The sequence below is a fragment of the Gordonia sp. NPDC003504 genome (genome assembly GCF_053587995.1).
Map to the genome: position 1 here is coordinate 49,476 of NZ_JBSFPC010000018.1, position 22,411 is coordinate 71,886.

The 22,411-nt window shown below is 67.0% G+C and carries 19 protein-coding genes and 2 pseudogenes; 12 read left to right on the top strand and 9 right to left on the bottom strand.

All coding sequences use genetic code 11. The features are described from left to right. Positions 1–86 precede the first annotated feature (86 nt). The 4 genes from ACWDPV_RS22520 to ACWDPV_RS22535 form a co-directional block, all read right to left on the bottom strand. Positions 87–1,322 carry a winged helix-turn-helix domain-containing protein gene (locus ACWDPV_RS22520; protein ID WP_449744760.1) on the bottom strand — a complete coding sequence of 412 codons (1,236 nt, stop codon included), beginning with the start codon at positions 1,320–1,322 and terminating at the stop codon, positions 87–89. An 18-nt stretch (positions 1,323–1,340) separates the two neighbouring features. Beyond that, positions 1,341–1,829, bottom strand: coding sequence for a dihydrofolate reductase (locus tag ACWDPV_RS22525; protein ID WP_449744761.1), 489 nt, complete (start codon positions 1,827–1,829; stop codon positions 1,341–1,343). A gap of 90 nt (positions 1,830–1,919) precedes the next feature. Continuing rightward, entirely contained in the window at positions 1,920–2,756 is an 837-nt protein-coding gene (locus ACWDPV_RS22530) for a thymidylate synthase (RefSeq protein WP_449744762.1), read from the bottom strand. A gap of 25 nt (positions 2,757–2,781) precedes the next feature. Continuing rightward, positions 2,782–3,462, bottom strand: a complete 681-nt coding sequence (locus tag ACWDPV_RS22535; RefSeq protein WP_449744763.1) for a GAP family protein — start codon at positions 3,460–3,462, stop codon at positions 2,782–2,784. Positions 3,463–3,780: 318 nt separating this feature from the next. On the opposite strand from ACWDPV_RS22535, the gene ACWDPV_RS22540 reads away from it, so the two are divergent. From ACWDPV_RS22540 to ACWDPV_RS22580, 9 genes are all read left to right on the top strand, one after another. Beyond that, a complete protein-coding gene (locus ACWDPV_RS22540) occupies positions 3,781–5,229 on the top strand; it encodes a nitrate/nitrite transporter (RefSeq protein ID WP_449744764.1) in 1,449 nt (482 codons plus the stop codon). A gap of 30 nt (positions 5,230–5,259) precedes the next feature. After that, complete coding sequence (gene nirB, locus ACWDPV_RS22545; RefSeq protein ID WP_449744765.1) at positions 5,260–7,866, top strand: nitrite reductase large subunit NirB; 2,607 nt, start codon at positions 5,260–5,262, stop codon at positions 7,864–7,866. A gap of 15 nt (positions 7,867–7,881) precedes the next feature. Further along, positions 7,882–8,295, top strand: a complete 414-nt coding sequence (gene nirD, locus ACWDPV_RS22550; protein ID WP_449744766.1) for a nitrite reductase small subunit NirD — start codon at positions 7,882–7,884, stop codon at positions 8,293–8,295. Further along, the gene (locus ACWDPV_RS22555) at positions 8,292–9,452 is read left to right on the top strand and encodes a uroporphyrinogen-III synthase (protein ID WP_449744767.1); all 1,161 of its coding nucleotides are present in this window, start codon (positions 8,292–8,294) and stop codon (positions 9,450–9,452) included. The genes nirD and ACWDPV_RS22555 overlap by 4 nt, the downstream gene beginning before the upstream one ends. Beyond that, a complete protein-coding gene (locus ACWDPV_RS22560) occupies positions 9,445–10,176 on the top strand; it encodes a sirohydrochlorin chelatase (protein WP_449744768.1) in 732 nt (243 codons plus the stop codon). Before ACWDPV_RS22555 ends, ACWDPV_RS22560 begins: the two co-directional genes overlap by 8 nt. Before the next feature lie 5 nt (positions 10,177–10,181). After that, the gene (locus tag ACWDPV_RS22565) at positions 10,182–14,294 is read left to right on the top strand and encodes a molybdopterin-dependent oxidoreductase (protein ID WP_449744769.1); all 4,113 of its coding nucleotides are present in this window, start codon (positions 10,182–10,184) and stop codon (positions 14,292–14,294) included. Between the two features lie 98 nt (positions 14,295–14,392). After that, positions 14,393–14,746: a molybdopterin oxidoreductase gene (locus tag ACWDPV_RS22570; RefSeq protein WP_449744770.1), complete on the top strand. Its 354-nt coding sequence runs from the start codon at positions 14,393–14,395 to the stop codon at positions 14,744–14,746. Further along, entirely contained in the window at positions 14,746–17,247 is a 2,502-nt protein-coding gene (nirB, locus tag ACWDPV_RS22575; protein WP_449744771.1) for a nitrite reductase large subunit NirB, read from the top strand. Before ACWDPV_RS22570 ends, nirB (ACWDPV_RS22575) begins: the two co-directional genes overlap by 1 nt. After that, positions 17,244–17,555 carry a Rieske (2Fe-2S) protein gene (locus ACWDPV_RS22580; RefSeq protein ID WP_449744772.1) on the top strand — a complete coding sequence of 104 codons (312 nt, stop codon included), beginning with the start codon at positions 17,244–17,246 and terminating at the stop codon, positions 17,553–17,555. The genes nirB (ACWDPV_RS22575) and ACWDPV_RS22580 overlap by 4 nt, the downstream gene beginning before the upstream one ends. A gap of 154 nt (positions 17,556–17,709) precedes the next feature. Here ACWDPV_RS22580 and ACWDPV_RS22585 read toward each other — a convergent pair. Further along, positions 17,710–17,907 (bottom strand): annotated as a pseudogene (locus ACWDPV_RS22585) (carotenoid oxygenase family protein); the annotation flags it as partial. Between the two features lie 63 nt (positions 17,908–17,970). On the opposite strand from ACWDPV_RS22585, the pseudogene ACWDPV_RS22590 reads away from it, so the two are divergent. Both ACWDPV_RS22590 and ACWDPV_RS22595 read left to right on the top strand, forming a co-directional pair. Next, a pseudogene (locus ACWDPV_RS22590) lies at positions 17,971–18,015 on the top strand (hypothetical protein); the annotation flags it as partial. Between the two features lie 217 nt (positions 18,016–18,232). Beyond that, positions 18,233–18,400, top strand: a complete 168-nt coding sequence (locus ACWDPV_RS22595; RefSeq protein WP_449744773.1) for a hypothetical protein — start codon at positions 18,233–18,235, stop codon at positions 18,398–18,400. 26 nt (positions 18,401–18,426) lie between these two features. Here the strand turns inward: ACWDPV_RS22595 and ACWDPV_RS22600 are convergent, their stop codons facing one another. The 4 genes from ACWDPV_RS22600 to ACWDPV_RS22615 all read right to left on the bottom strand — a co-directional run bounded on the left by ACWDPV_RS22600 (position 18,427) and on the right by ACWDPV_RS22615 (position 20,920). Continuing rightward, positions 18,427–18,885: a flavodoxin family protein gene (locus ACWDPV_RS22600; RefSeq protein ID WP_449744774.1), complete on the bottom strand. Its 459-nt coding sequence runs from the start codon at positions 18,883–18,885 to the stop codon at positions 18,427–18,429. After that, positions 18,882–19,376, bottom strand: coding sequence for a hypothetical protein (locus ACWDPV_RS22605; RefSeq protein ID WP_449744775.1), 495 nt, complete (start codon positions 19,374–19,376; stop codon positions 18,882–18,884). Before ACWDPV_RS22605 ends, ACWDPV_RS22600 begins: the two co-directional genes overlap by 4 nt. A gap of 5 nt (positions 19,377–19,381) precedes the next feature. Continuing rightward, positions 19,382–20,134: a 4-hydroxy-tetrahydrodipicolinate reductase gene (gene dapB, locus ACWDPV_RS22610; RefSeq protein WP_449744776.1), complete on the bottom strand. Its 753-nt coding sequence runs from the start codon at positions 20,132–20,134 to the stop codon at positions 19,382–19,384. Between the two features lie 306 nt (positions 20,135–20,440). Beyond that, a complete protein-coding gene (locus tag ACWDPV_RS22615; RefSeq protein WP_449744777.1) occupies positions 20,441–20,920 on the bottom strand; it encodes an Lrp/AsnC family transcriptional regulator in 480 nt (159 codons plus the stop codon). Between the two features lie 171 nt (positions 20,921–21,091). Here ACWDPV_RS22615 and ald point away from each other — a divergent pair, with 171 nt between their 5' ends. Continuing rightward, positions 21,092–22,207 (top strand): alanine dehydrogenase, encoded by a 1,116-nt coding sequence (ald, locus tag ACWDPV_RS22620; protein ID WP_449744778.1) that lies wholly within the window; start codon positions 21,092–21,094, stop codon positions 22,205–22,207. The last annotated feature ends 204 nt before the right edge of the window (positions 22,208–22,411 follow it).

Consider the following 22,411-nt stretch of genomic DNA (forward strand, 5'->3'; position numbering starts at 1 on the left):
CGAGACCGTTGCCGGGCGTCGGCGCGCGTCACGCTCACCCGGTCTATCGATGATGACCCCTTGCGCGCTACACGACGATGACGCAGTCAGTTGAACGTTCGACGCAGTGCCGCGCCGAGCGATCCACGACCACCGATCTCGACATCGCCCACGCCGAGCCATTGCGCCAGCTCACGCAGGTGCGCACCGAGATTCTCTGCCACCTCACCCGGGTCGTGTCCCTCTTCGACGAAGGCGCCGGGCACCATCAGGACACCCCGCCGGCGATCGGCCTTGAGGTCGACGCGGGCGGCGATCCGGTCACCGAGCAGGTACGGGTGCACGTAGTACCCGTGGACGCGTTTGTGCTCGGGGACGTAGATCTCGATACGGTAATGGAAATCGAAGATCCGCTCGGCGCGGGGACGGAAGAACACCAGCGGATCGAACGGGGAGAGAATCGTCCCGTGGGGTGCGCGGGAGCGTTTCGCGCGGCCACCACCGTCGGCGGTGGCGTGCAGATAGGTCCGATCCTTCCACCCGGATACCGAAACCTCCTGCAGCTCACCGGAATATACCAGTTCGTCGATGGCCGGGCGGACGTCGACCACCTTGAGGCGATAGTAGTCGGCCAGATCCGCAACGGTCGCGACACCCAGTGCGGCGGCGGCGCGGGCCACCAGTTCGCGGTGGGCGTCCTCCCGTGAGACGCGCCGGGCACAGATATCCGGTCCGAGCACCCGTTCGGCGAGGTCATAGTGTCGGCCGAACGCGTCGTCGCGGGTGGCGGCCAACTCGCCGGCGGCGAACATCGCCTCACACAGGTGTTTGACCTCACCACGATTCCACCAGCCGCCCGACGGGGCCGGATCCCGCTCGATGCCCAGCGCGGCCTCGATGCGCCGGGGAATCATCGGCCCGCCGGCGGCGATCACGTCACGGATGTCGGCGGCCAGGGTTCGGTTGCGCCGCATCATATCTCGGGTGTGTTGATACCGGCCGTCGCGGAACTCGGCCATCCGGAAGCCGAACAGCGGCCAGTCGTCGGTGGGAATGAGCGCCGCCTCGTGCGCCCAGTACTCGGTGAGCACTCGGCGCCCCCGGCCCGGTCGCCAGGCGGCGCGATCGAGGAGTCCACGATCGTAGGCACCGAGCCGACTGAACAGCGGCAGGTAATGCGCACGGACTGCGATGTTTACCGAGTCCATCTGAAACAGTTTGGTACGCTGCACAACTCGTTCGACAAGTCGCATCGTCGGCGCACCGGTGGGCCGACGATCGGTGAACCCCTGAGCGGTCAGGGCGACACGCCGCGCCTGCGTCGGCGTGAGGTCAGCGGACATCGATCGACGACGCCCCGCTCACAAATGCCGGACGTAATCGAGGAACCGGTAGTGGGTACCGGTGCGCGACCGCTGCCACTCACTCGTTTCGACGGTGTCCCAGCGTAATTCGTCGACCGACGGCGCAAAGGCGTCGGCGCCGGTGACGAGCACGTCGATTTCGGTGACGCGCAGGTGAGTGGCCCGATCCATGGCGGCCGAATAGATCTCGCCGCCGCCGATGACCACCACATCCACCCCGGCCAGCGCGATCGCATCGTCGACGGTGTGCACGACGTCGGCGCCGTCCACCCGATAGTCCACCGAACGGGTCACCACGATGTTGCGTCGCCCCGGCAGCGGGCGGAACCGCTCCGGCAGCGACTCCCAGGTCTTGCGGCCCATCACCACGGCGTGCGTGCCGGTGATCGCCCGGAACCGGGCCATGTCCTCGGGCACCCGCCACGGGATGGTGTTGTCTCGGCCGATGGCCCCGGCCCGATCCTGCGCCCAGATCAGCGTGATCATGTCGTCCACCCTACCGTCGAGTGGGCGCCGAATTCCGTCGAGTGGGCGTCCTATCCGGCCGAGTGGGCGCCGAATTCCGTCGAGTGGGCGTCAGACGGCGACGGGCGCCTTGATCCCCGGGTGCGATTGATACCCGAGCACCTCGATGTCGTCGAACTCGTAGTCGAAGATCGAATCCCGGTGCCGCATCACCAACGTCGGATACGGGTACGCCTCACGCGAGAGCTGCCGGGTGACCTGCTCGATGTGATTGTCGTAGATGTGGCAGTCCCCGCCGGTCCAGACGAACTCCCCGACATCGAGTCCGGCCTGCTGCGCCATCATGTGAGTCAGCAGTGCGTAGGAGGCGATGTTGAACGGCACGCCGAGGAACAGGTCGGCGCTACGTTGATACAGCTGGCACGAGAGTTTGCCGTCGGCGACGTAGAACTGGAAGAACGCGTGGCACGGCGGCAGTGCCATCTGCGGGATCTCCCCGACGTTCCATGCCGAGACGATGTTGCGTCGCGAATCCGGGTTGGTCTTGAGCATGTCCAGCGCCGCGGAGATCTGATCGATCTGCTCCCCCGACGGCGTGGGCCAGGACCGCCACTGCACTCCGTAGACGGGGCCCAGCTCACCGTTCGCGTCGGCCCATTCGTCCCAAATGGTGACGCCGCGTTCCTGCAGCCAGCGCACATTCGAATCACCCCGGAGGAACCACAACAGTTCGTAGATGATCGACTTCAGATGCACCTTCTTGGTGGTGATCAGCGGGAAGCCCTGCGCCAGGTCGTATCGGAGTTGATGGCCGAACAGGCTTCGGGTGCCGGTGCCGGTGCGATCGGCCTTGGGGGTGCCGGTCTCGAGGACGAGTCGCAGGAGATCCTCATACGGCGTGGGGATCTGCGCCGCGGCGCCGGCGGCGATGTCGGTGGCCGTTGTCACGCGGTCCAGTGTAGGTCGCCCGACCTCAAATGACCGTGAAGGCCTTGAGGAGGAAGTACACGCCGACCACCAGCAGCGTGACGATGGTGATCGGCGACATGTGGTGTTCGAGCCAGGTCCGGGTCGCAGCCAACGGGGCATCGAGCCGCCGGCCACCGGCCACGGCGATGAGGACCGGGATGAACACCCCCGCACTCGCGACCAGGGCAAACGCGGCGATCACCGCCCACGCCTGCGGGGCCGCGAGCTCGGACGAACGCGCCAGGACCGCGCCCGCGCCAAGACACAACGGGATGTTCTTGATCACCACGACGCCCTCGGCCGCACCGAGTCCGAGCGCACCGATCGGCGACATTCCCGTGACGCGCCGGATCAGCGCCGACTCCTCGTGCGGCTCGTCGCTTCGGGGCCGGCGAAACCACATGACCACCGCGAGCACCAGGAAGAACACACCGATCACCGCGGTCAGAACGTGCACGCCGTCGTCGGCGACCTCGACGTCCTCCTCCTCGGCCACATCGGTGACCAGGTAGGCCACCGCGGTGACGGCCGCGATGACCACGAACCACCCACCGCCGAACAATGCCGCCTTGAGGCGCCCTCGCTCGCCGAGGAGCAGGACGATGCCACTGATGATGGTCAACGGTGCGATGGCGAGCGCGATCGCAATGGGAAGGACCGATCCGATCGCCGAGACCACTCGCACCGCTTTCGTCGCATTGTTGCCGGTCGGAGTACCGGACGCAGAACTCCCAGCATCACACGGTACGACGGCGTGTGCACGCACCTGCACACTTCGACGGCACGGATTCGCCCGACATCGGTCCCCACAATCGGTCTCACACTCGCCGCCGCGGGTCGGTGAGCAGAAAGTGACCGCGGGTTCACGCTGAGATAAGTCGTGGCAATCCCGGCTTCCTACCGTTAAGGACAACCTCGTCGCCGTCGACGAGTCCCCCATCTGAGAACTCCGCATCTGAGGACGCCTCAGCCGACACACGCCCACCCCGAGGAATGACGCCCGATGGCTGCCTACACCTACACCCGCAAACACCACATCACCGGCTGGGATCCCGAAGACCGCGACTCCTGGGACAGCGGCGGCGCGCAGATCGCCCGCCGCAACCTCACCTGGTCCATCGTCTGCGAGCACATCGGCTTCTCGATCTGGTCGCTTTTCTCGGTGATGGTCCTGTTCATGACGCCCGCGTACGGCATCTCCGTGGATCAGAAGTTCGCGATCACCGCGACCGCTGCATTCGTCGGTTCGTGCCTGCGCATCCCCTACACCCAGGCGACGGCGAAATTCGGCGGGCGCAACTGGGCCATCTTCTCCGCCGTCGTACTGCTGATCCCCACCTCGCTGGTGATGGTCCTGATGCTCAACCCCGGCGAGTTCGGATTCGGCTGGTTCCTGCTGGCGGCGGCACTGACCGGTCTGGGCGGCGGCAACTTCGCCTCGTCGATGACCAACATCAACGCCTTCTACCCGCAGCGACTCAAGGGCTGGGCGCTGGGACTCAACGCCGGCGGCGGCAACATCGGCGTCCCGGTCATCCAGCTCATCGGCCTGGTCGTCATCTGGCTGACCACCGACCGCCCCGAGATCATCTGCGCCATCTACCTGGTGGCCCTGGCGTTCGCCGGTATCGGCGCCGCCATCTACATGGACAATCTGGATCACCAGACCGCCAGCTACCGCTCCATGTTCGACTGCCTGAAGTACCGCGACACCTGGCTCATCTCGCTGCTGTACATCGGTACGTTCGGTTCGTTCATCGGATTCAGCTTCGCGTTCACCCAAGTACTGCAGCTGAGCTTCAAGTCGTCCGGCGCGGCGAACCCGACCCTGGCGGCGGCCCAGATCGCATGGATCGGTCCGCTGCTCGGATCGATCGCCCGCCCCTACGGCGGCAAACTCGCCGACCGCTTCGGCGGCGGCCGCATCACCCTGGCCTGCTTCGGCGCCATGATCGCCTCGGCGGCCATCCTCGTCGTCGCCGGCACCATCGCCGACGGTCACCCCGCCCACCGCATCGAAACCCCGCAACTGGCCGCCTTCATCGTCGGATTCGTCCTGCTGTTCCTGATCTCGGGGATCGCCAACGGCTCGGTGTACAAGATCATCCCGACCGTCTTCGAGCACAAGGCCCGCGCCAACACCACCCTCGACGCGATGGGCAAGGTGATCTGGTCACGGAAGATGTCCGGCGCGCTGATCGGCATCGCCGGCGCCCTGGGCGGCATGGGTGGCGTGGGCATCAACCTGGTCCTGCGTACCAGCTACAAGGCGAATCAGTCTGCCACCGCGGCATTCTGGGTGTTCCTGGGCTTCTACGCCCTGGCCGCTGCGGTCACCTGGTGGTTCTATGCCCGACGCGAGATCCACCTCGACGACGCCGACCAGAGCAACACCGCGCCGAGCGCCACCTCGGACATCACGGTGGCCGCACCCAGCGACGCCCGCGTCTGAACCGACCACCACCAGCCCACGAGGACACCAATGTCGCAGCACACCACATCCGATCCACGCAGCACCTCCGATCTGCACATCGCCACCGATCTGCGCACCGTCGTGGTCGTCGGACACGGGATGGTCGGTCACCGCTTCGTCGAGGAACTCCGTCGCCGCGACGTCGCCGACACCTGCCGGGTCGTGGTGCTCAGTGAGGAGCCGGTCGCGGCCTACGACCGGGTGGGGTTGTCCGGTTATGTCGGCGCGTGGGATCCGGCGTCAATGGCGTTGCCTGGCAACGATTATCCGGGTGACGAGATGGTCGAGGTGCGTCTCGGCGAGTCGGCCGCAGTCATCGACCGGGATACCCGCCGCGTGACGACGAGCACCGGCGAGATCATCGGCTACGACACCCTGGTGCTGGCCACCGGGTCGTACCCGTTCGTCCCGCCGGTCGCCGGAGCGGATCATCCGCGCAGTTTCGTCTACCGCACCCTCGCCGATCTCGACGAGATCCGGGCCGCGGCCGAGGCGGCCGGGCCGGGCACACCGGGTGTCGTGGTGGGCGGCGGGCTCCTCGGCCTGGAGGCCGCCAATGCGCTTCGCCTGCTGGGGATGTCACCGCATGTCGTCGAGTTCGCACCTCGCCTGATGCCGCTGCAGGTCGACGACGGTGGCGGTGCGCTGCTGGCCGGGTTGGTCACCGACCTGGGTCTGAGTGTGCACACCGGGGTGTCCACCACGGCCATCGCCGACGCCCCCAGCGCTTCCGCGCCGGGCATGCTGGAGGTCGCCCTCTCCGACGGCAGCACGCTCGACGCCGCGCTCGTGGTGTTCTCCGCCGGCGTCCGGCCCCGCGACGCCGTGGCCCGCGCCGCCGGACTCGAGGTCGGTGAGCGCGGTGGCATCATCACCGACAGCCGTTGCCGCACCAGCGATCCCGCCATCTATGCCATCGGCGAGGTGGCCGCGGTCAACGGTCGGTGCTACGGCCTGGTGGCACCCGGTTACACGATGGCCGCCATCGCCGCCGCCGACATCATCGACGTCGCCGACGAGGAGTTCACCGGCGCCGACATGTCGACCAAGCTCAAACTCCTCGGCGTCGATGTGGCGAGTTTCGGCGACGCCATGGCCACCACACCGGGCGCCCTGGAGATCGTGCATTCCGACCCGGTGGCCGGCACCTACAAGAAACTGGTCATCTCCGACGACGCCACCACCCTGCTCGGCGGCATCCTGGTCGGCGATGCCGACGCCTACGCGATGCTCAAACCGTTGGTGGGACAGGCACTTCCGGGTGATCCCGCCTCGTTCATCGCACCGGCCGGCGGCGCGTCGGAGGGTGTCGGTCTGTCGGCACTGCCCGACGACGCGGAGGTCTGCTCCTGCAACGGGGTGTCCAAGGGCAGTATCTGCGGCGCCATCGCCGAGGGCGCGTGCACGGTGGCCGACCTCAAGAAGTGCACCGGCGCCGGCACCACCTGCGGCGGCTGCGTGCCGTCGCTGACCCGGTTGCTCGCCGAATCCGGCGTCGACCTGCCGACGGCCTTGTGTGAGCACTTCACCCAGTCACGGTCCGAGTTGTTCTCGATCGTCGCGGCCACCGGCATCCGCACCTTCTCGGAGTTGTTGAGCCGCTTCGGGACCGGACGCGGATGTGAGATCTGCAAGCCGACCGTGGCGTCGATCCTGGCCTCGACGTCCAGTGATCACATCCTCGACGGTGAGCAAGCCGCCCTGCAGGACACCAACGACCACTTCCTGGCCAATCTGCAACGCAACGGCACCTATTCGGTGGTGCCCCGCATGCCCGGCGGGGAGGTCACCCCCGAGCAGCTCATCGTGATCGGCGAGATCGCCCGCGATTTCGGGCTGTACACCAAACTCACCGGCGGCCAGCGGATCGACATGTTCGGCGCCCGCGTCGAACAACTCCCCCTGATCTGGCGGCGCCTCGTCGACGCCGGGATGGAATCCGGCCACGCCTACGGCAAGAGTCTGCGCACGGTGAAGAGCTGCGTCGGATCCACCTGGTGCCGGTACGGCGTGCAGGATTCGGTGGCGATGGCCGTCCGGCTGGAGACCCGCTATCGGGGACTGCGGTCGCCGCACAAGCTCAAGTTCGGTGTCTCGGGGTGCGCACGCGAATGCGCCGAGGCGCGCGGCAAGGACGTCGGCGTGATCGCCACCGAGGCCGGCTGGAATCTGTATGTCGGCGGCAACGGCGGCCAGAATCCGGTCCATGCGCAGCTGCTGGCGTCCGGGATCGACGACGACACCCTGATCGGCTACATCGACCGGTACCTGATGTTCTACATCCGCACCGCGGATCGGCTGCAACGCACCGCGCCGTGGCAGCAGGCCTTCGACGGTGGCCTGGACAAGTTGCGGGAAATCATCTGCGCCGACAGTCTGGAGATCGCCGGGGATCTCGAAGCGGCCATGGAACGTCACGTCGCCGGCTACCGCGACGAGTGGGCGGCCGTCCTCGACGACGAGGACAAACTGCGCAGGTTCGTGTCGTTCGTCAATGCCCCGGACACCCCGGACCCGACAATCGCCTTCGACGACTCCGGCGCCCGCAAGGTTCCGGTACTCCTCGGTGAACCGGCCGTCCGTGCCGGTGCCCGCACCCAGCCCAGCACCATCTGAGAGGGAACACCAACGATGACCATCGTCGAATCGCGCACCTGGGTTCACGTCTGCCCACTCGCCGACCTCGTTCCCGGCCGCGGTGTCGCCGCCCTGCTCGATGACCGGCAGGTGGCGGTCTTCTACCTCGGCACCGACGAGTCCGGAGCCCCCGACGTACGCGCGGTGGGCAACATCGATCCGTTCGGGCGTGCCGCGGTGATGTCACGCGGATTGGTCGGCGACCGCGACGGTGTGCCGACCGTCGCGTCACCCCTGCTCAAGCAGGTCTTCTCGCTCGACGACGGCGAATGCCTCGATGACGCGACCGTCGCACTCCCGGTGTACGCGGTGCGCGTCGTCGACGGTGACGTCCAGATCGGCCACCGCACTGCCCCGTCGACCGGCCGGTCACCGGCTAGTGTGACCGCGACGGGGAACAGTCGGTGACCGCTCCCACCGACCTCCCGCTCGCCGGCGCCACGATCGGTGTGACCGCGGCGCGACGGGCCGACGAATTCGCCGCTCTCCTGGAACGGCGCGGCGCCCGGGTGATGCACGCCCCGGCCATCCGGATCATCCCGCTCGTCGACGACGACGAGTTGCGCCACGCCACCGACGCCGTCCTCGCCGACCCACCCGACATCACCGTCGCAACCACCGGCATCGGATTCCGCGGTTGGGTGGAGGCCGCCGACGGATGGGGCCTCGCCGACGACCTGGTGACCTGTCTGGGCCGCACCCGAATCCTCGCGCGCGGCCCCAAGGCCAAGGGCGCGGTCCGCGCCGCCGGGTTGCACGAGCAGTGGTCGCCGCCGAGCGAGTCATCCTCGGAACTGATCGAGGAACTCCTCGACGAGGGAGTCGACGGTCTTCGGGTCGCCGTGCAGTTGCACGGGGCGACCACCGAATGGGAGCCCTTGCCCGACCTGGCGATGGTGCTGCGCGAGGCCGGGGCCACCATCATCCCGATCCCCGTCTACCGCTGGGTTCCGCCGGACAACCCCGAACCGATGGCACTGATGATCGACGCGGTCGTGGGTTCGACCCTCGATGCCATCACCTTCACCTCCGCCCCGGCGGTGGCATCGATGCTGGGGCAGGCCGACAAGCTCGGCGTGCTCGAAGCGTTGCTGCACGCGATGCGCACCCGCGTACCGGCGTTCTGCGTCGGCAACGTGACCGCCGGTCCACTGCAGGCGCTGAGCGTGCCGACCATGCAGCCCCAGCGTTTTCGGCTCGGCGCGCTGGCCCGGCTCATCGCCGACGAGGTACCGCGGCGAGCCCGCACGTTTCACGTCGCGGGCTCGGAGCTGACCGTGCGCGCCTCCGGCGTGGTGATCGACGGCACTCCCCGCGAGCTCTCGACCACCGGGCTGGTGTTGCTCCGTGCCCTGACACAAATTCCGGGACACGTGATCTCACGCCCCGACCTCCTCGATCATCTGCCCGGGGGCGGTACCGACACCCACGCGGTGGAGATGGCGGTGACGCGTCTGCGCGGTGCGCTGGGCAACCCGAAGATGATCCAGACCGTGGTCAAACGTGGCTATCGGCTCGCCGTCGACCTCGAATACGACGAATCGGAAGGAGAAGACGATGACTGACCACGCTCCGCGCAACGGCGTTCACGAGACCGCCCCGCGGGCACCGATCATGGTGGCCCACGGCACGCGTTCACCCCACGGAGTCACCACCGTCGCCCGCCTTGCGCAACTGACCTCCGAGCGCATCGGCGCCACCCGCGTCGCATTCGTCGACGTACTCGGCCCGTCACCGTCGGAACTGCTCTCCGACGAGGCCGTGCCGGCCGTCGTCCTGCCCGCCTTCCTCGCCTCGGGATACCATGTGCGACAAGATATTCCCGATCACGTGCTGGCCAGCGGGCATTCCGATGCGGTGGTCGCGAGCAATCTCGGACCCGATCCCGTTCTCGCCGACATCATGGTCGAGCGTCTGCGTGAGGCGGGCGCGCGACCCGGCGACCGCGTGGTGATGGCCGCGGCCGGCTCGTCGGACCCGCAGGCGCTCGCCGAGGTCGAACGTGCCGCAACACATCTCGCCGATCGTGTCCACGGCGAGGTGCCGGTGGGCTACATCGCCACCGCACAACCGGCCATCGCCGACGTGGTGTCCACGGTGTCGCGTCGGCGCCGTCGGGTGTTCATCGCGTCATACCTGTTGGCTCCCGGTCTCTTTCACCAGAGGTTGCATTCGCTGGGCGCTACGGGAGTAGCCGCTCCGCTCGGCGCGGACCCCCGGATCGCGGATCTGATGGCCGCCCGATACCGGGATGCATGTGTCGCAGCCGGCCACCGGCAGCGGGTGTGACGGTCATGTCCGACGTCCAGTCCCTGTGTGCCTATTGCGGTGTGGGATGCGGGATGGTACTCAAGGTCGACGAGTCGCCGTCCACGCCGCGCACCCGGGTGATCGCGAAAACCGTGGGACGCAAGGATCATCCGACGAACTTCGGCCGACTGTGCACCAAGGGCTCTACAACCGCCGACATGCTGGCGGCACCGGGTCGGATGGAGAAGGCGTCGCTACGCACCGACCGCTCCGCCGACCGGGAGGCGGTGGCGCTGTCCGACGCCATCGACCACGCGGCCCGGCGACTCCGTGCGATCATCGACGAGCACGGGCCGGACTCGGTGGCGCTCTACGTGTCCGGGCAGATGTCGCTCGAATCGCAGTACCTGTCCAACAAACTCGCCAAGGGCATGCTGCGCTCGGTGCACATCGAGTCGAACTCACGACTGTGCATGGCGAGTGCGGGGACCGGATACAAGCAGTCGCTCGGCGCCGACGGGCCACCCGGGTCGTATCAGGACTTCGACCACGCCGACCTGTTCCTCGTCATCGGGTCGAATATGGCCGACTGCCACCCGATCCTGTTCCTGCGCATGATGGAACGGGTCAAGGCGGGCGCGAAACTGGTCGTGGTCGATCCGCGACGCACCGCCACCGCCGAGAAGGCCGATCTGTTCCTCCAGGTGCGCCCGGGCACCGATCTCACCCTCCTCAACGGGCTCCTCCACCTGCTCATCGCCGCCGATGCCGTCGACCACGACTTCATCGCCGAGTTCACCGACGGCTTCGACGCCATGCCCGAGTTCCTGGCGGACTACCCACCCGCCGAGGTCGAACGAATCACCGGCGTGCCCGCCGCGGACGTCGAGACCCTCGCACGCTGGATTGCCGCGGCGCCCAACTGGATGAGTTGCTGGACCATGGGACTCAATCAGAGTACCCACGGCACCTGGAACACCAACGCCCTGTGCAATCTGCACCTGGCGACCGGCGCGATCTGCCGGGTGGGCAGCGGACCCTTCTCCCTCACCGGGCAGCCCAATGCGATGGGTGGCCGCGAGATGGGATACATGGGTCCGGGGTTGCCCGGTCAACGCTCGGTCCTGTCCAAGGCCGACCGCGACTTCACCGAGGACGCATGGGGTCTGCCCCGCGGCACCATCCGCGCCGAGGTCGGCCGCGGCACCATCGACATGTTCGAGAAGATGGCCGCGGGTGAGATCAGGGCCTGCTGGATCATCTGCACCAATCCCGTTGCCAGCGTCGCGAATCGGGCGACCGTCATCGAGGCGTTACAGCGATGCGAGCTGGTGATCGTGCAGGATGTGTTCGCCGACAACGAGACCCTCGCCTACGCCGACGTCGCACTGCCCGCCGCGATGTGGACCGAATCCGAAGGGGTGATGGTCAATTCGGAACGCAACCTGACGCTGTATCAGGCTGCCGTGCCACCGCCGGGAGACGCCACACCGGACTGGGAACTCATCGCCCGCGTCGCGCGCGCCATGGGATACGCCGAATCGTTCGCCCATTCCCACGCCGAGGACGTCTTCACCGAGATCCAACGGTTCTGGAATCCGTTGACCGGCTGGGACATCCGCGGTGTCTCCTATGATCTCCTGCGCCGCACCCCGGTGCAGTGGCCGTGCCCGCCCGACGATCCCGACGACCGTCATCCGGTCCGCTACCTCAACGACGGTCGCAGCCAACGCCTGCTGGCCCGCGCCGACGGCACCCGGCCCCGGCTCGCGTTCCCGACCGCCAACGGCCGCGCCGTCTTTCACGCCCGCCCGGGCCTGCCCCCCGCCGAGATGCCCGACGACGGTTTCCCGTTCGTCCTCAACACCGGTCGGCTCCAGCATCAGTGGCACACGATGACCAAGACCGGCCGGGTGGCCAAGCTCAACAAACTCAACCCGGCCCCCTTCGTCGAGATCCACCCCGACGACGCCGCGGGCATGTCGGTCCAGGACGGTGATCCGGTTCGCGTGTCCTCCCGCCGCGGCCAGGCGGTGCTACCGGCCGTGGTCACCGACCGCGTACGCCCCGGTACTTGTTTCGCACCGTTTCATTGGAGCGATATGTTCGGCGCGAACCTCGCGATCAACGCCATCACCAACGACGCCGTCGACCCGGATTCGCTGCAACCGGAGTTCAAGGCCTGTGCGGTGGCGCTCGCGCCGGCTCCGGCCCCGGCTGCGATCGACCCCCAGGCGCCGGGTGCCCGACCCCAGGAGGTCGGCACCCCGAGCAACGCCCTCGCCGATGCGCTGGGCATCGGCCCCGTCGCGCCACCGGCGTTCGATCCGGTCGCCGGCTCGTATCTGGCGGGTGTGCTGGCCGGTCTCGCATCATCGGCGGCCCATCCGGGCGTCCCGACCCTGCCCGCCGATGCCCCCCTGTCCGAGCGTGACCGGGCATGGGTGAACGGCGTTCTGGCGGGGACGTTCTCGCGTACGGCCACACCGTCCCCGGCCGGCCACTCCTCCGGTGACGCGCCGTCGCCGGATCGGCGCGCCGTGGCGGTCCTCTGGGCGTCGCAGACGGGCACCGTCGAGGACTACGTGCCCACCGTCGTGGACGCGCTGACCTCGGCGGGGATGACCGGAGATCTGCGCACCCTCGACGAGGCCGGGCTCGACTCCCTGACCTCCGGCGGCACCGCACTGTTCGTGACCAGCACCACCGGCGACGGCGATCCACCCGACAATGCGAGCGCCATCTGGGACCGCCTCAGCGCCGCCGACGCACCCTCACTCTCGGCGCTGCGCTATTCGGTGCTCGCCTTCGGCGATCCCAGCTACGACGAGTTCTGCGGCTTCGGCCGCAAACTCGACGCGCGCCTCGCCGAACTCGGCGCGACGCGCCTGGCCGAACGCACCGACTGTGAACCGGAATTCGAAGACAGTGCCGCCGCCTGGCTGCATACCGTCACCGAGAACCTCGCGGCGGCGGATGCCGTGACGTCGTCCGTCCCGTCCCCGGCCCCGGCGTCTGCGCAACCGTCGTCCGCGCGGCCGGTGGGCTACGGCCGTAAGAACCCCTTGCCGACGCGGCTGATCCGCAATACCGTCCTCACCGGCGCCGGATCGCAGAAGGATGTGCGCCAGATCGGGTTTGCGCTTCCCGAAGGAACACTCACCTACACCGCGGGCGATGCCGTCGGGGTGATGCCGCGCAACAGTCCGGCACTGGTCGAGCACGTCCTGGAGCTCACCGGCCTCGACGGATCGTCGGTGGTCTCGATCGGCGGCACCGACATGGACCTGCGCATGGCGTTGCGCGACAAGCTCGACATCGCGCGCCTCACCCAGCCCCTGGTGTCGTTCGTCGCGCAGCGGTGCGGGTCCGAGGACCTGCAAGGGCTCGCCGGCGCCGAGCGCGCCACGTTCGACGATTGGTCGTGGGGCCGACAGCTCGCGGACCTGCTGGGCGAGCACAGAATCCGCGCCTCCGCCGACGACTGGCTCGCCGTTCTCACCCCGCTTGCCCCACGCCAGTATTCGATCTCGTCGTCGCAACTGGAGAATCCCGGCGAGGTGCAGCTGACGGTGTCGGCGGTGCGGTACAACGTCCACGGCGTGCCCCGCCACGGGGTCTGCTCGACCTACCTCGCCGATCACGCCGGCGACGACGAGATCGGTGTGTGGGTCGCGCCGTCGGCGCATTTCGGTCCGCCGGCGGACTCGGACACGCCGATGATCATGGTCGGACCGGGCACCGGCATCGCGCCCTTCCGCGGGTTCCTCCAGGAGCGTCGCGCACTGGGACACACCGGAAAGAACTGGCTGTTCTTCGGTGAGCAACACGCGGCCACCGACTTCTACTATCGGGACGAGATCGAGGGCTTTCACGCCGACGGCCTCCTCACCGACCTCGACCTCGCGTTCTCCCGCGATCAGGACCGCAAGATCTATGTGCAGGACCGGATGATGGCCAAGGGAAAACAGCTGTGGGAGTGGCTGAATGCGGGCGCCCACTTCTACGTGTGCGGCGATCGGACCCGGATGGCCCGCGACGTCGACGCCGCCTTGACCGCCGTCGTCGCCCAACACGGAAAACTGTCCGGTCCCAGTGCACAGGCCTACGTCAAGGCCCTGTCTGCCGAGAAACGCTACGTCCGCGATGTCTACTGACCAGCCCTGACCACCACCATCTGTCGATGCCGCCAGATATCCATCACCCCCAGATATCCATCACCCCCAGATATCCATCACCCCAGGACGGATGCCCCATGAGCGATGCCAGCACACCGCGATTCCTGCAAGGCCGATTCCCGTTCACCGGCAACGGCTTCGACAGTCTCGCACCGATCGACGAGTCACTGACCCTCACGGTGTCCGACGGAAAGACGCTGCAGGCGGTCTACTTTCGCGGTGGTAACAGCAGCAACGAACTCGTCACCGTCACACTGCTGCGTAACGGTGTGCCGGTCCGGTACTTCCCGATCGGCGCGAAGGGCACAACGCACGTACCGCTGCGTCTGGTCGAGGATTTCGATGCCGGGGAGGTGGTGGAGTTGCACGTCACCGCGGACAAGGACACCACCGGCACCCTCATCATCGACCTCGGATTGGTCGAGTTCTGATGTCGGCCACCGCTTCTCACCCGTCACGGGCCGACCGCGCATTGCTGGTGGTCATCGGCAACGGGATGGCCGGCGCGCGTGCACTCGAGGAGATCCTCGCACTCGGCGGTGGCGAACAGTTTGCCATCGTCGTCTTCGGTGACGAACCGTACGGCAACTACAACCGCATCCAGTTGTCCAATGTGCTGGCCGGGTCGGAGACCCCGGACGGGATCTACCTCAACAGCCTGGCCTGGTATGACGACAACGACATCGAGTTGCGTGCCGGTGTGCGTGTGGTGCGCATCGACACCTTCGCCAAGCGGGTGTTCGCCGACGACGGTTCGATCGTGGCCTACGACAAACTGATCATCGCGACCGGGAGCCGGGCGTTCCTGCCGCCGATCGATGGCCTCTGGGTCGACGACACGACACTGGTATCCGGGGTGTTCGGGTTTCGTACCCTCGACGACACGACCGCGATGATCGAGTACGCGCCGGGCCGCTCACGCGCCGCGATCGTCGGTGGCGGACTCCTCGGGTTGGAGGCGGCCCGCGGACTCCAGAGCCGCGGGGTGGCGGCCACCGTGATCCATTCCGGACCGGTACTGATGAACGCCCAGCTCGACGAGACCGGCGGCGCGGTGCTGCGCCGCGCCATCAGCGACATCGGGATCGATGTGGTCACCGACAAACGCACCACCACGGCCTTTTCCGACGAGCGCCGGGCTATCACCGGGATCGGCTTCGCCGACGGCACGACCCTCGACTGCGACATGCTGGTGCTGTCCACCGGCATCCGCCCCAACGTCGGGCTTGCCCGCGCAGCGGGCCTGACCGTCGAACGCGCCATCGTCACCGACGATCACATGCGCTCGATCGATGACGACGACGTCTACGTCGTCGGTGAATGCGCGCAGCACCGCGGGCAGGTGTACGGCTTGGTGGCGCCGTTGTGGGAGCAGGCCAAGATCCTCGCCGCGCACCTGACCGGACACGACCGCGCGGCCGCCTATCACGGCTCGCGGACCTCGACGAAACTCAAGGTGGCCGGCGTCGACGTCGCCCAGATGGGCGTCAAACACCCGGAACACCCCGACGACGAGTTCGTCCAGTTCTACGAGCCGCGTCACGGCGTGTACAAAACCGTCGTGATCCGTGACAACCGATTGATCGGCGCGACCCTCGTCGGTGACGTCAGCAAGGTGTCGTTCCTGCTGCAGGCCTTCGATCAGCGCACACCGCTTCCGGATGAGCGGGTGTCGCTGATGTTCGACGTCGGCACCCCCGACGCGGAAACTGGCGTTGCCGAGCTCGCCGACGACGCCCAGGTGTGCAACTGCAACGGCGTGAACAAGAAGACCATCGTCGGATGTGTCTCGGCCGGAACGACATCGGTCGGCGGCGTGATGGCGCAGACCCGCGCGGGCAAGGGGTGCGGCTCATGTACATCACTGGTCTCCCAGATCGTCGAGTGGGCTGCCGGTGACGCCGTCACCGAGGATCCGTCGGTGAACTGGTATGTGCCGTCCATCCCCTACGAGAAGCCGGAACTGATGCGGCTGATCCGCGAACTGCGGTTGCACTCCGTCACATCGGTGTTCGCCGCTCTCGCGCCGGACGGCGCCGAGGATGCCAACTCCAAGATGGCACTGTCGTCGCTGCTGGAGATGATGTGGGGCGCCGACTTCATCGATGAACGCGCCGAACGCTTCATCAACGACCGGGTGCACGCGAACATCCAACGTGATGGCACCTTCTCGGTGGTGCCTCAGATGCGGGGCGGGGTGACCAGCGTCGACCAACTGCGCACCATCGCCGACGTCGCCGAGAAGTACGACGTCCCGATGATCAAACTCACCGGCGGACAACGCATCGACCTCCTCGGTATCCGCAAGGAAGACCTACCGAAGGTGTGGGCCGATCTCGACATGCCGTCCGGATATGCCTACGGCAAGAGTTTCCGCACGGTGAAAACGTGTGTGGGGATGGACTTTTGCCGATTCGGGGTTGGCGACTCGACGGCTTTGGGCATCGACCTCGAGACCCGGTTCCAGGGGATCGCCGGACCGGCCAAGATGAAACTCGCGGTCACCGGCTGCCCCCGCAACTGCGCCGAGGCATTGTGCAAGGACCTCGGCGTGGTGGCCATCGATGGCGGACGCTGGGAGATCTACGTCGGCGGTGCGGCGGGCGCCCACATCCGCAAGGGCGATCTGCTCGCAACCGTCGACACCGCCGACGAGGTCATCACCCTGACGGGCCGATTCCTGCAGTTCTACCGCGAGAACGCGAAATGGCTGGAACGCACCTACGCCTGGGTGCCGCGATACGGAATCGAGCGGATACGGGCGGTCGTCGTCGACGACAGCGACGGCCTTGCGGCCGAACTGGATTCACGCATGCAGGAATCGGTGGACGCGTACCGGGACCCGTGGCTCGACGGCAAGGATCCGGTGACCCCGGGCCAATTCCGTTCCGCTCTACCACTTCTCCCACTCCCTCAGGTCCCGGTCCGATGACCGAACACGCTGTCGCACGACTCGACGAGATCCCACCCGGCGAAGGACGCGCATTCGGGGTCGGCGACCGCCAGATCGCGGTGTTCCGGCTCCGCGACGACACCCTGCGCGCACTCGATGCCGTGTGCCCACACCGCGGGGGTCCCCTGGCCGACGGACTCCTCGACGCGCGGGTCGTCGTGTGCCCGTTGCACAATCACACCTTCGACCTGTGCACCGGCGCCGAGACGGCTTTCGACGGGAACTCGACGACCTCCTATGGGGTGCGCGTCGACGACGAGGGTACGGTGCACATCGAGATCGGCTGAGGTCGATCACCCGAGAGCGGCGAACGCCCCGTCGAAGGTCATCGGAACGTGACCCTCGAGCGTGGCGGTCGCCATCGGACCGCGACCGGATCGATCCTCGGCCGGGAGCACGATCATCCGGGAACACCGCAGCGCGCCGGAACATGTTCGAGGGTCAGCAGTCACCCCTCCCCTCCGCCCCGTCGGCATCGGGTTCGGCCGCGAAGAGTAGCTCACACACCGTCGAACCGTCATCGACGGTGTAGCGACGGCATCCCCCGTTCTGGTGATCGATCGTCACGATCGAATCAGGTGTGCCGCCCCGGCGAGACGCCTCGGCGACATAGGAGAACCGGTGCTCCCGGCTCGACCGGCGAGGGTCGAGTTGAGGGAATTCACATCCGTGTGCGGCGCGCGCAGTCTCCGACGTGTCGGCGTGGGTGCCCTGACATTCGCGGCCGTCGCCACAGAGTCCGGCCTGAGCCGCGCAACGGTGAACCGTCGGTTTGCCTCTCGCGATCAATTGATCGCGGCGTTGATCGACGCGGAACTCGACGCCATCCATACGCTGCTTCGCGAGGTGCTCGACGTCAACGCCGCCAACGAGACCATCCAGGCAGTGCTGCGCTTCGACGGAGCCGCCCCGACACCCTGGATGATTCGCGGTTCCGATCACCGGACCATCGTCACTGATCCACGTGGAGAATTCCGAACTCGCTCGCCACCTGCACCCCGATCCGCGGACAGCCCTGGAGTTCGTGGTCAGTATGACCTTCGCAGAACTGCTCTCGCCGGGCCGGTTCCTCATCCACGCCGCGATCGCCGCCTATGTCACCGATGCGGTCTGTCCCGAGCGCCGGGAGTGAGCGACCACGAAGCACATGGCACTCCATCAGTCCGGCGGCATCAGTCCGGCGGCGACCGTCGCCCCCAGTTCCCAGCACGCCTCAAGAACCGCCTTGTCCGGCTTGTTCGACGCGATCACGTACTCGGCGGCCTTCTCCCAGCCGAGCCCGGCGGTGATCCGGTCGACGGCATTTTCCGCGCCTTCGGTCCCCTCGTTGCCATGCAGGTACAAGCCGAACGGACGGCCACGCGTGGAATCGAGGATCTGGTAGTACGAGCAATCGAAGGCGTGCTTGAGAGCACCTGAGATCGACCCGAGGTTCGCCGGACTGCCCAGCACGTAGCCGTCCGCGTCGAGGAAGTCGCTCGTCGACACCGACAATGCCGCCCGGCGCACCACCTCGACGCCCTCGATCTCGGGGTCGGTCGCACCGGCGATCACCGCCTCGAACATCGCCTGGCAATGCGGTGACGGGGTGTGGTGCACGATCAGCAGACGACTCACGACGCGGTTCCGTCCGGGGACTCATGAAACTGTGCGACAGCACGTTTCATCATCTGCCGGGCACGACCACGGTCGCCCGCGTAGTCATAGGCGCGAGCGATGCGGTAGGTGTTGCGCCAGTTCTGAGGGTCGGCCTCCCACTCGAGTTTCACCTCGGCGAAGAGTGCGTCGGCGGCGTCACGTTCGATGCGCCCCGACGGTCGTCGTGGGAGATCGGAGACGTCGAGTTCGCGACCTTCCTCGGCCATGATCCGCGCGAGCTTCTGGTGTTCGATGCCCGCGCGCAGGGTCGCGACGATCATCCAGATTCCGAGGAACGGCAGGATGAGCACACCGATACCGATACCGATGCCAGCGGCGGTGCCACTGGAAATCAGGTCGATACCCCGTTGCCCGAGCAGCACGAAGTAGACGCACATGGCGACGACGAGGAACCCGATCATCCAGACGATCGGGCGGGAATCGCGGTGGCGCGGTTTATCGGCCGCCATTCGGGTCAGAGATCCATCAGGACGTCGAGACCAACGGTCAGGCCGGGACGGCCGGCGACGTTACGGACACCGAGGAGGACACCCGGCACGAAGGAGGTTCGGTCGAGCGAATCGTGACGAATCGTCAGCGTCTCACCCTGCGTACCCAGCAGGACCTCCTGGTGCGCAACCAAACCGGCCAGCCGCACCGAGTGCACCCGCACGCCGTCGACGACGGCACCTCGGGCGCCGTCGAGTTCGCTGGTGGTGGCGTCGGGACTGACGCCGACACCGGCGGCATCGCGGGCCTCAGCGATCAGCGACGCGGTGCGGAACGCTGTTCCCGACGGCGCGTCGGCCTTGGCCGGATGGTGGAGTTCGATCACCTCGACCGAGTCGAAGAACCGTGCGGCCTGCTGGGCGAAACGCATGCACAGGACAGCGCCGATGGCAAAGTTTGGTGCGATCAGCACACCCACTCCCGGGGCGGCCGACAGCCATTCCCGTACCTGCGCGAGACGTTCCTCGGTGAATCCGGTGGTACCCACCACCGCGTGAATTCCGTTGTCGATCAGGAACTTCAGGTTGTCCATCACGACGTCGGGATGCGTGAAGTCGACGACGACCTGGGTGCCGGACTCGACGAAGCGCGCCGGGTCGTCACCCTTGTCGACACCGGCGCTGAACGTGAGGTCGGCAGCCTCCTCGACACCGGCGACGATCGCCTTGCCCACCTTGCCGTTGGAGCCGAACACGCCAACCTTGATGCCGTCTGTCATGCCAGCCTTTCGTCTCGGCTGGGCCACCAGCCGGTCGTTGCTTGTCGCGCCAAGTCTATGCAGTCGGGGTAATCACGTAATCCTGGCCCATCGGCGAGGAGAAACGGCGTCACGAGCGGTACCCGAGCGCTGTCACCGTTCAGGCAAGCGCTGTCAACGGATTCGGGGGTCACAAGCCGTCCTCGCCCACACCGCTCGCCCATTTCTACGCATTCCCCACGTGACACGTCAACAAAACCCCAGGTCACCTGGCGTACTCGCACACGGCGAATGCGTAGAAATGGGCACGGCACCAAACCCGTCGACTCAATAGATCGGCGCATCACCGCGTTGGTGGTCGAAGACCAGGGACGTCGTCGTACCGGCCACCTCGCGCCGGGAATTGAGCATCTCCACGAAGCGTCGGAGGGTCTCGGTGTCCGCAGTGGCGACGTGCAGCAGGTAGTCGTCGGTGCCGGCGAGGAAGAAGACGTCGATGACCTCGTCATGTCCGGTGATCTCGGCGACAAACTGCCGGATCTGCCCCCGCGCGTCCGACTGCAGGCTCACCGCCACCATCGCGCGCAACGGGCGTCCCACAGCGGCGGGATCGACGTCGGCGAAGAATCCACGGATGACACCCAACTCCAGGAGACGCCGCACCCGTCCGTGGCATGTCGACGCCGCGATCCCGACTCGTGCGGCCAGGTCGCTGTTGGTGATGCGCGCATCGGACTGCAGATGACGCAGTAACCGACGATCGATCTCGTCGAGCTGCGGCCGAACATCCTTCACCTGAGCGGGCATCTCACTCCTCCGTGTCGATTCATCTTCGTCAGAATAGCCCTATGGAGAATCATCGTCATATCTCTTGCCCTGTTTTCGTAGTTACTTCACGATTGAGGCACGTTAATCGAGGAACATTCATCCGCCTGCATTTCCTCACCACAACTTCCGACGACACTTCAGGAGCACCAGATGCGTATCGGCATCCCCACCGAGATCAAGAACCACGAGTACCGCGTCGCCGCCACCCCGGCCGGTGTGGCCGAGCTGACCCATCGCGGCCACGAGGTCGTCATCGAGGCCGGCGCCGGCATGGGATCGGCCATCTCCGACACCGACTTCAAGGAGGCGGGCGCGCAGATCCTGTCCACCGCCGATCAGGTGTGGGACCAGGCCGAGATGATCCTCAAGGTCAAGGAGCCCATCGCCGCGGAGTACTCACGGATGCGGTCCGGCCAGACCCTGTTCACCTACCTGCACCTCGCCGCCAGCCGTGAGTGCACCGACGCCCTCCTGGCATCGGGCACCACCTCCATCGCCTACGAGACCGTGCGCGGCGCCGACGGATCGTTGCCGCTGCTTGCACCGATGAGTGAGGTGGCCGGACGTCTCGCCCCGCAGGTCGGCGCCTACCACCTGATGCGTTCGGAGGGCGGTCGCGGTGTCCTGATGGGCGGCGTGCCGGGCACCGAGCCGGCCGATGTCGTGGTCATCGGGGGCGGCGTCAGCGGCGTCAATGCTGCGACCATCGCGATGGGCATGGGCGCCCAGGTCACCGTCTTCGACCTCGACATCACCAAGCTGCGCGCCATTGACGCGCGGTTCGGTGGTCGGGTGCAGACCCGATACAGCACGTCGCTCGCACTGTCGGAAGCAATCCGCGAGGCCGACCTCGTCATCGGCGCGGTGCTCGTCCCCGGCGCGAAGGCCCCGGTGCTGGTGCCCAACAGCCTTGTTGCCCAGATGAAGCCGGGTTCGGTTCTGGTCGACATCGCCATCGATCAGGGCGGCTGCTTCGAGGACTCGCGGCCCACCACGCATGACGATCCCACCTTTACCGTGCACGACAGCGTGTTCTACTGCGTCGCCAACATGCCGGGCACCGTCGCGCGTACGTCGACGCAAGCGCTCACCGGCGCCACACTCCCGTACGTGCTGCGCCTCGCCGACCTGGGGTGGGAGACCGCCCTCGCCCAGAGTCCGGCGCTCGCCGCAGGTCTGAGCACCCACGCCGGGCAGCTCTTCACCCCTGAGGTCGGGGACGCGCTCGGCATGACTGTTGCCACGAACCCCTTCCCCACCAACTGATTCACCCGGCGGACTCGGGGCGCCTCCAGTGCCTCGAGTCCGTTCGATGCCACGACCACGCCGAGTACGACGAGCACGGTTCCCACGATCGCGACGGACTGAGCACCGACGTCGGCGGAGACCATCTTCTTGGCCACCAGCACCTCACGCATCCACTGCAGCAGTCCGGACCAGTGCTCGCGGCCGACGAGCACGATCGGAAAC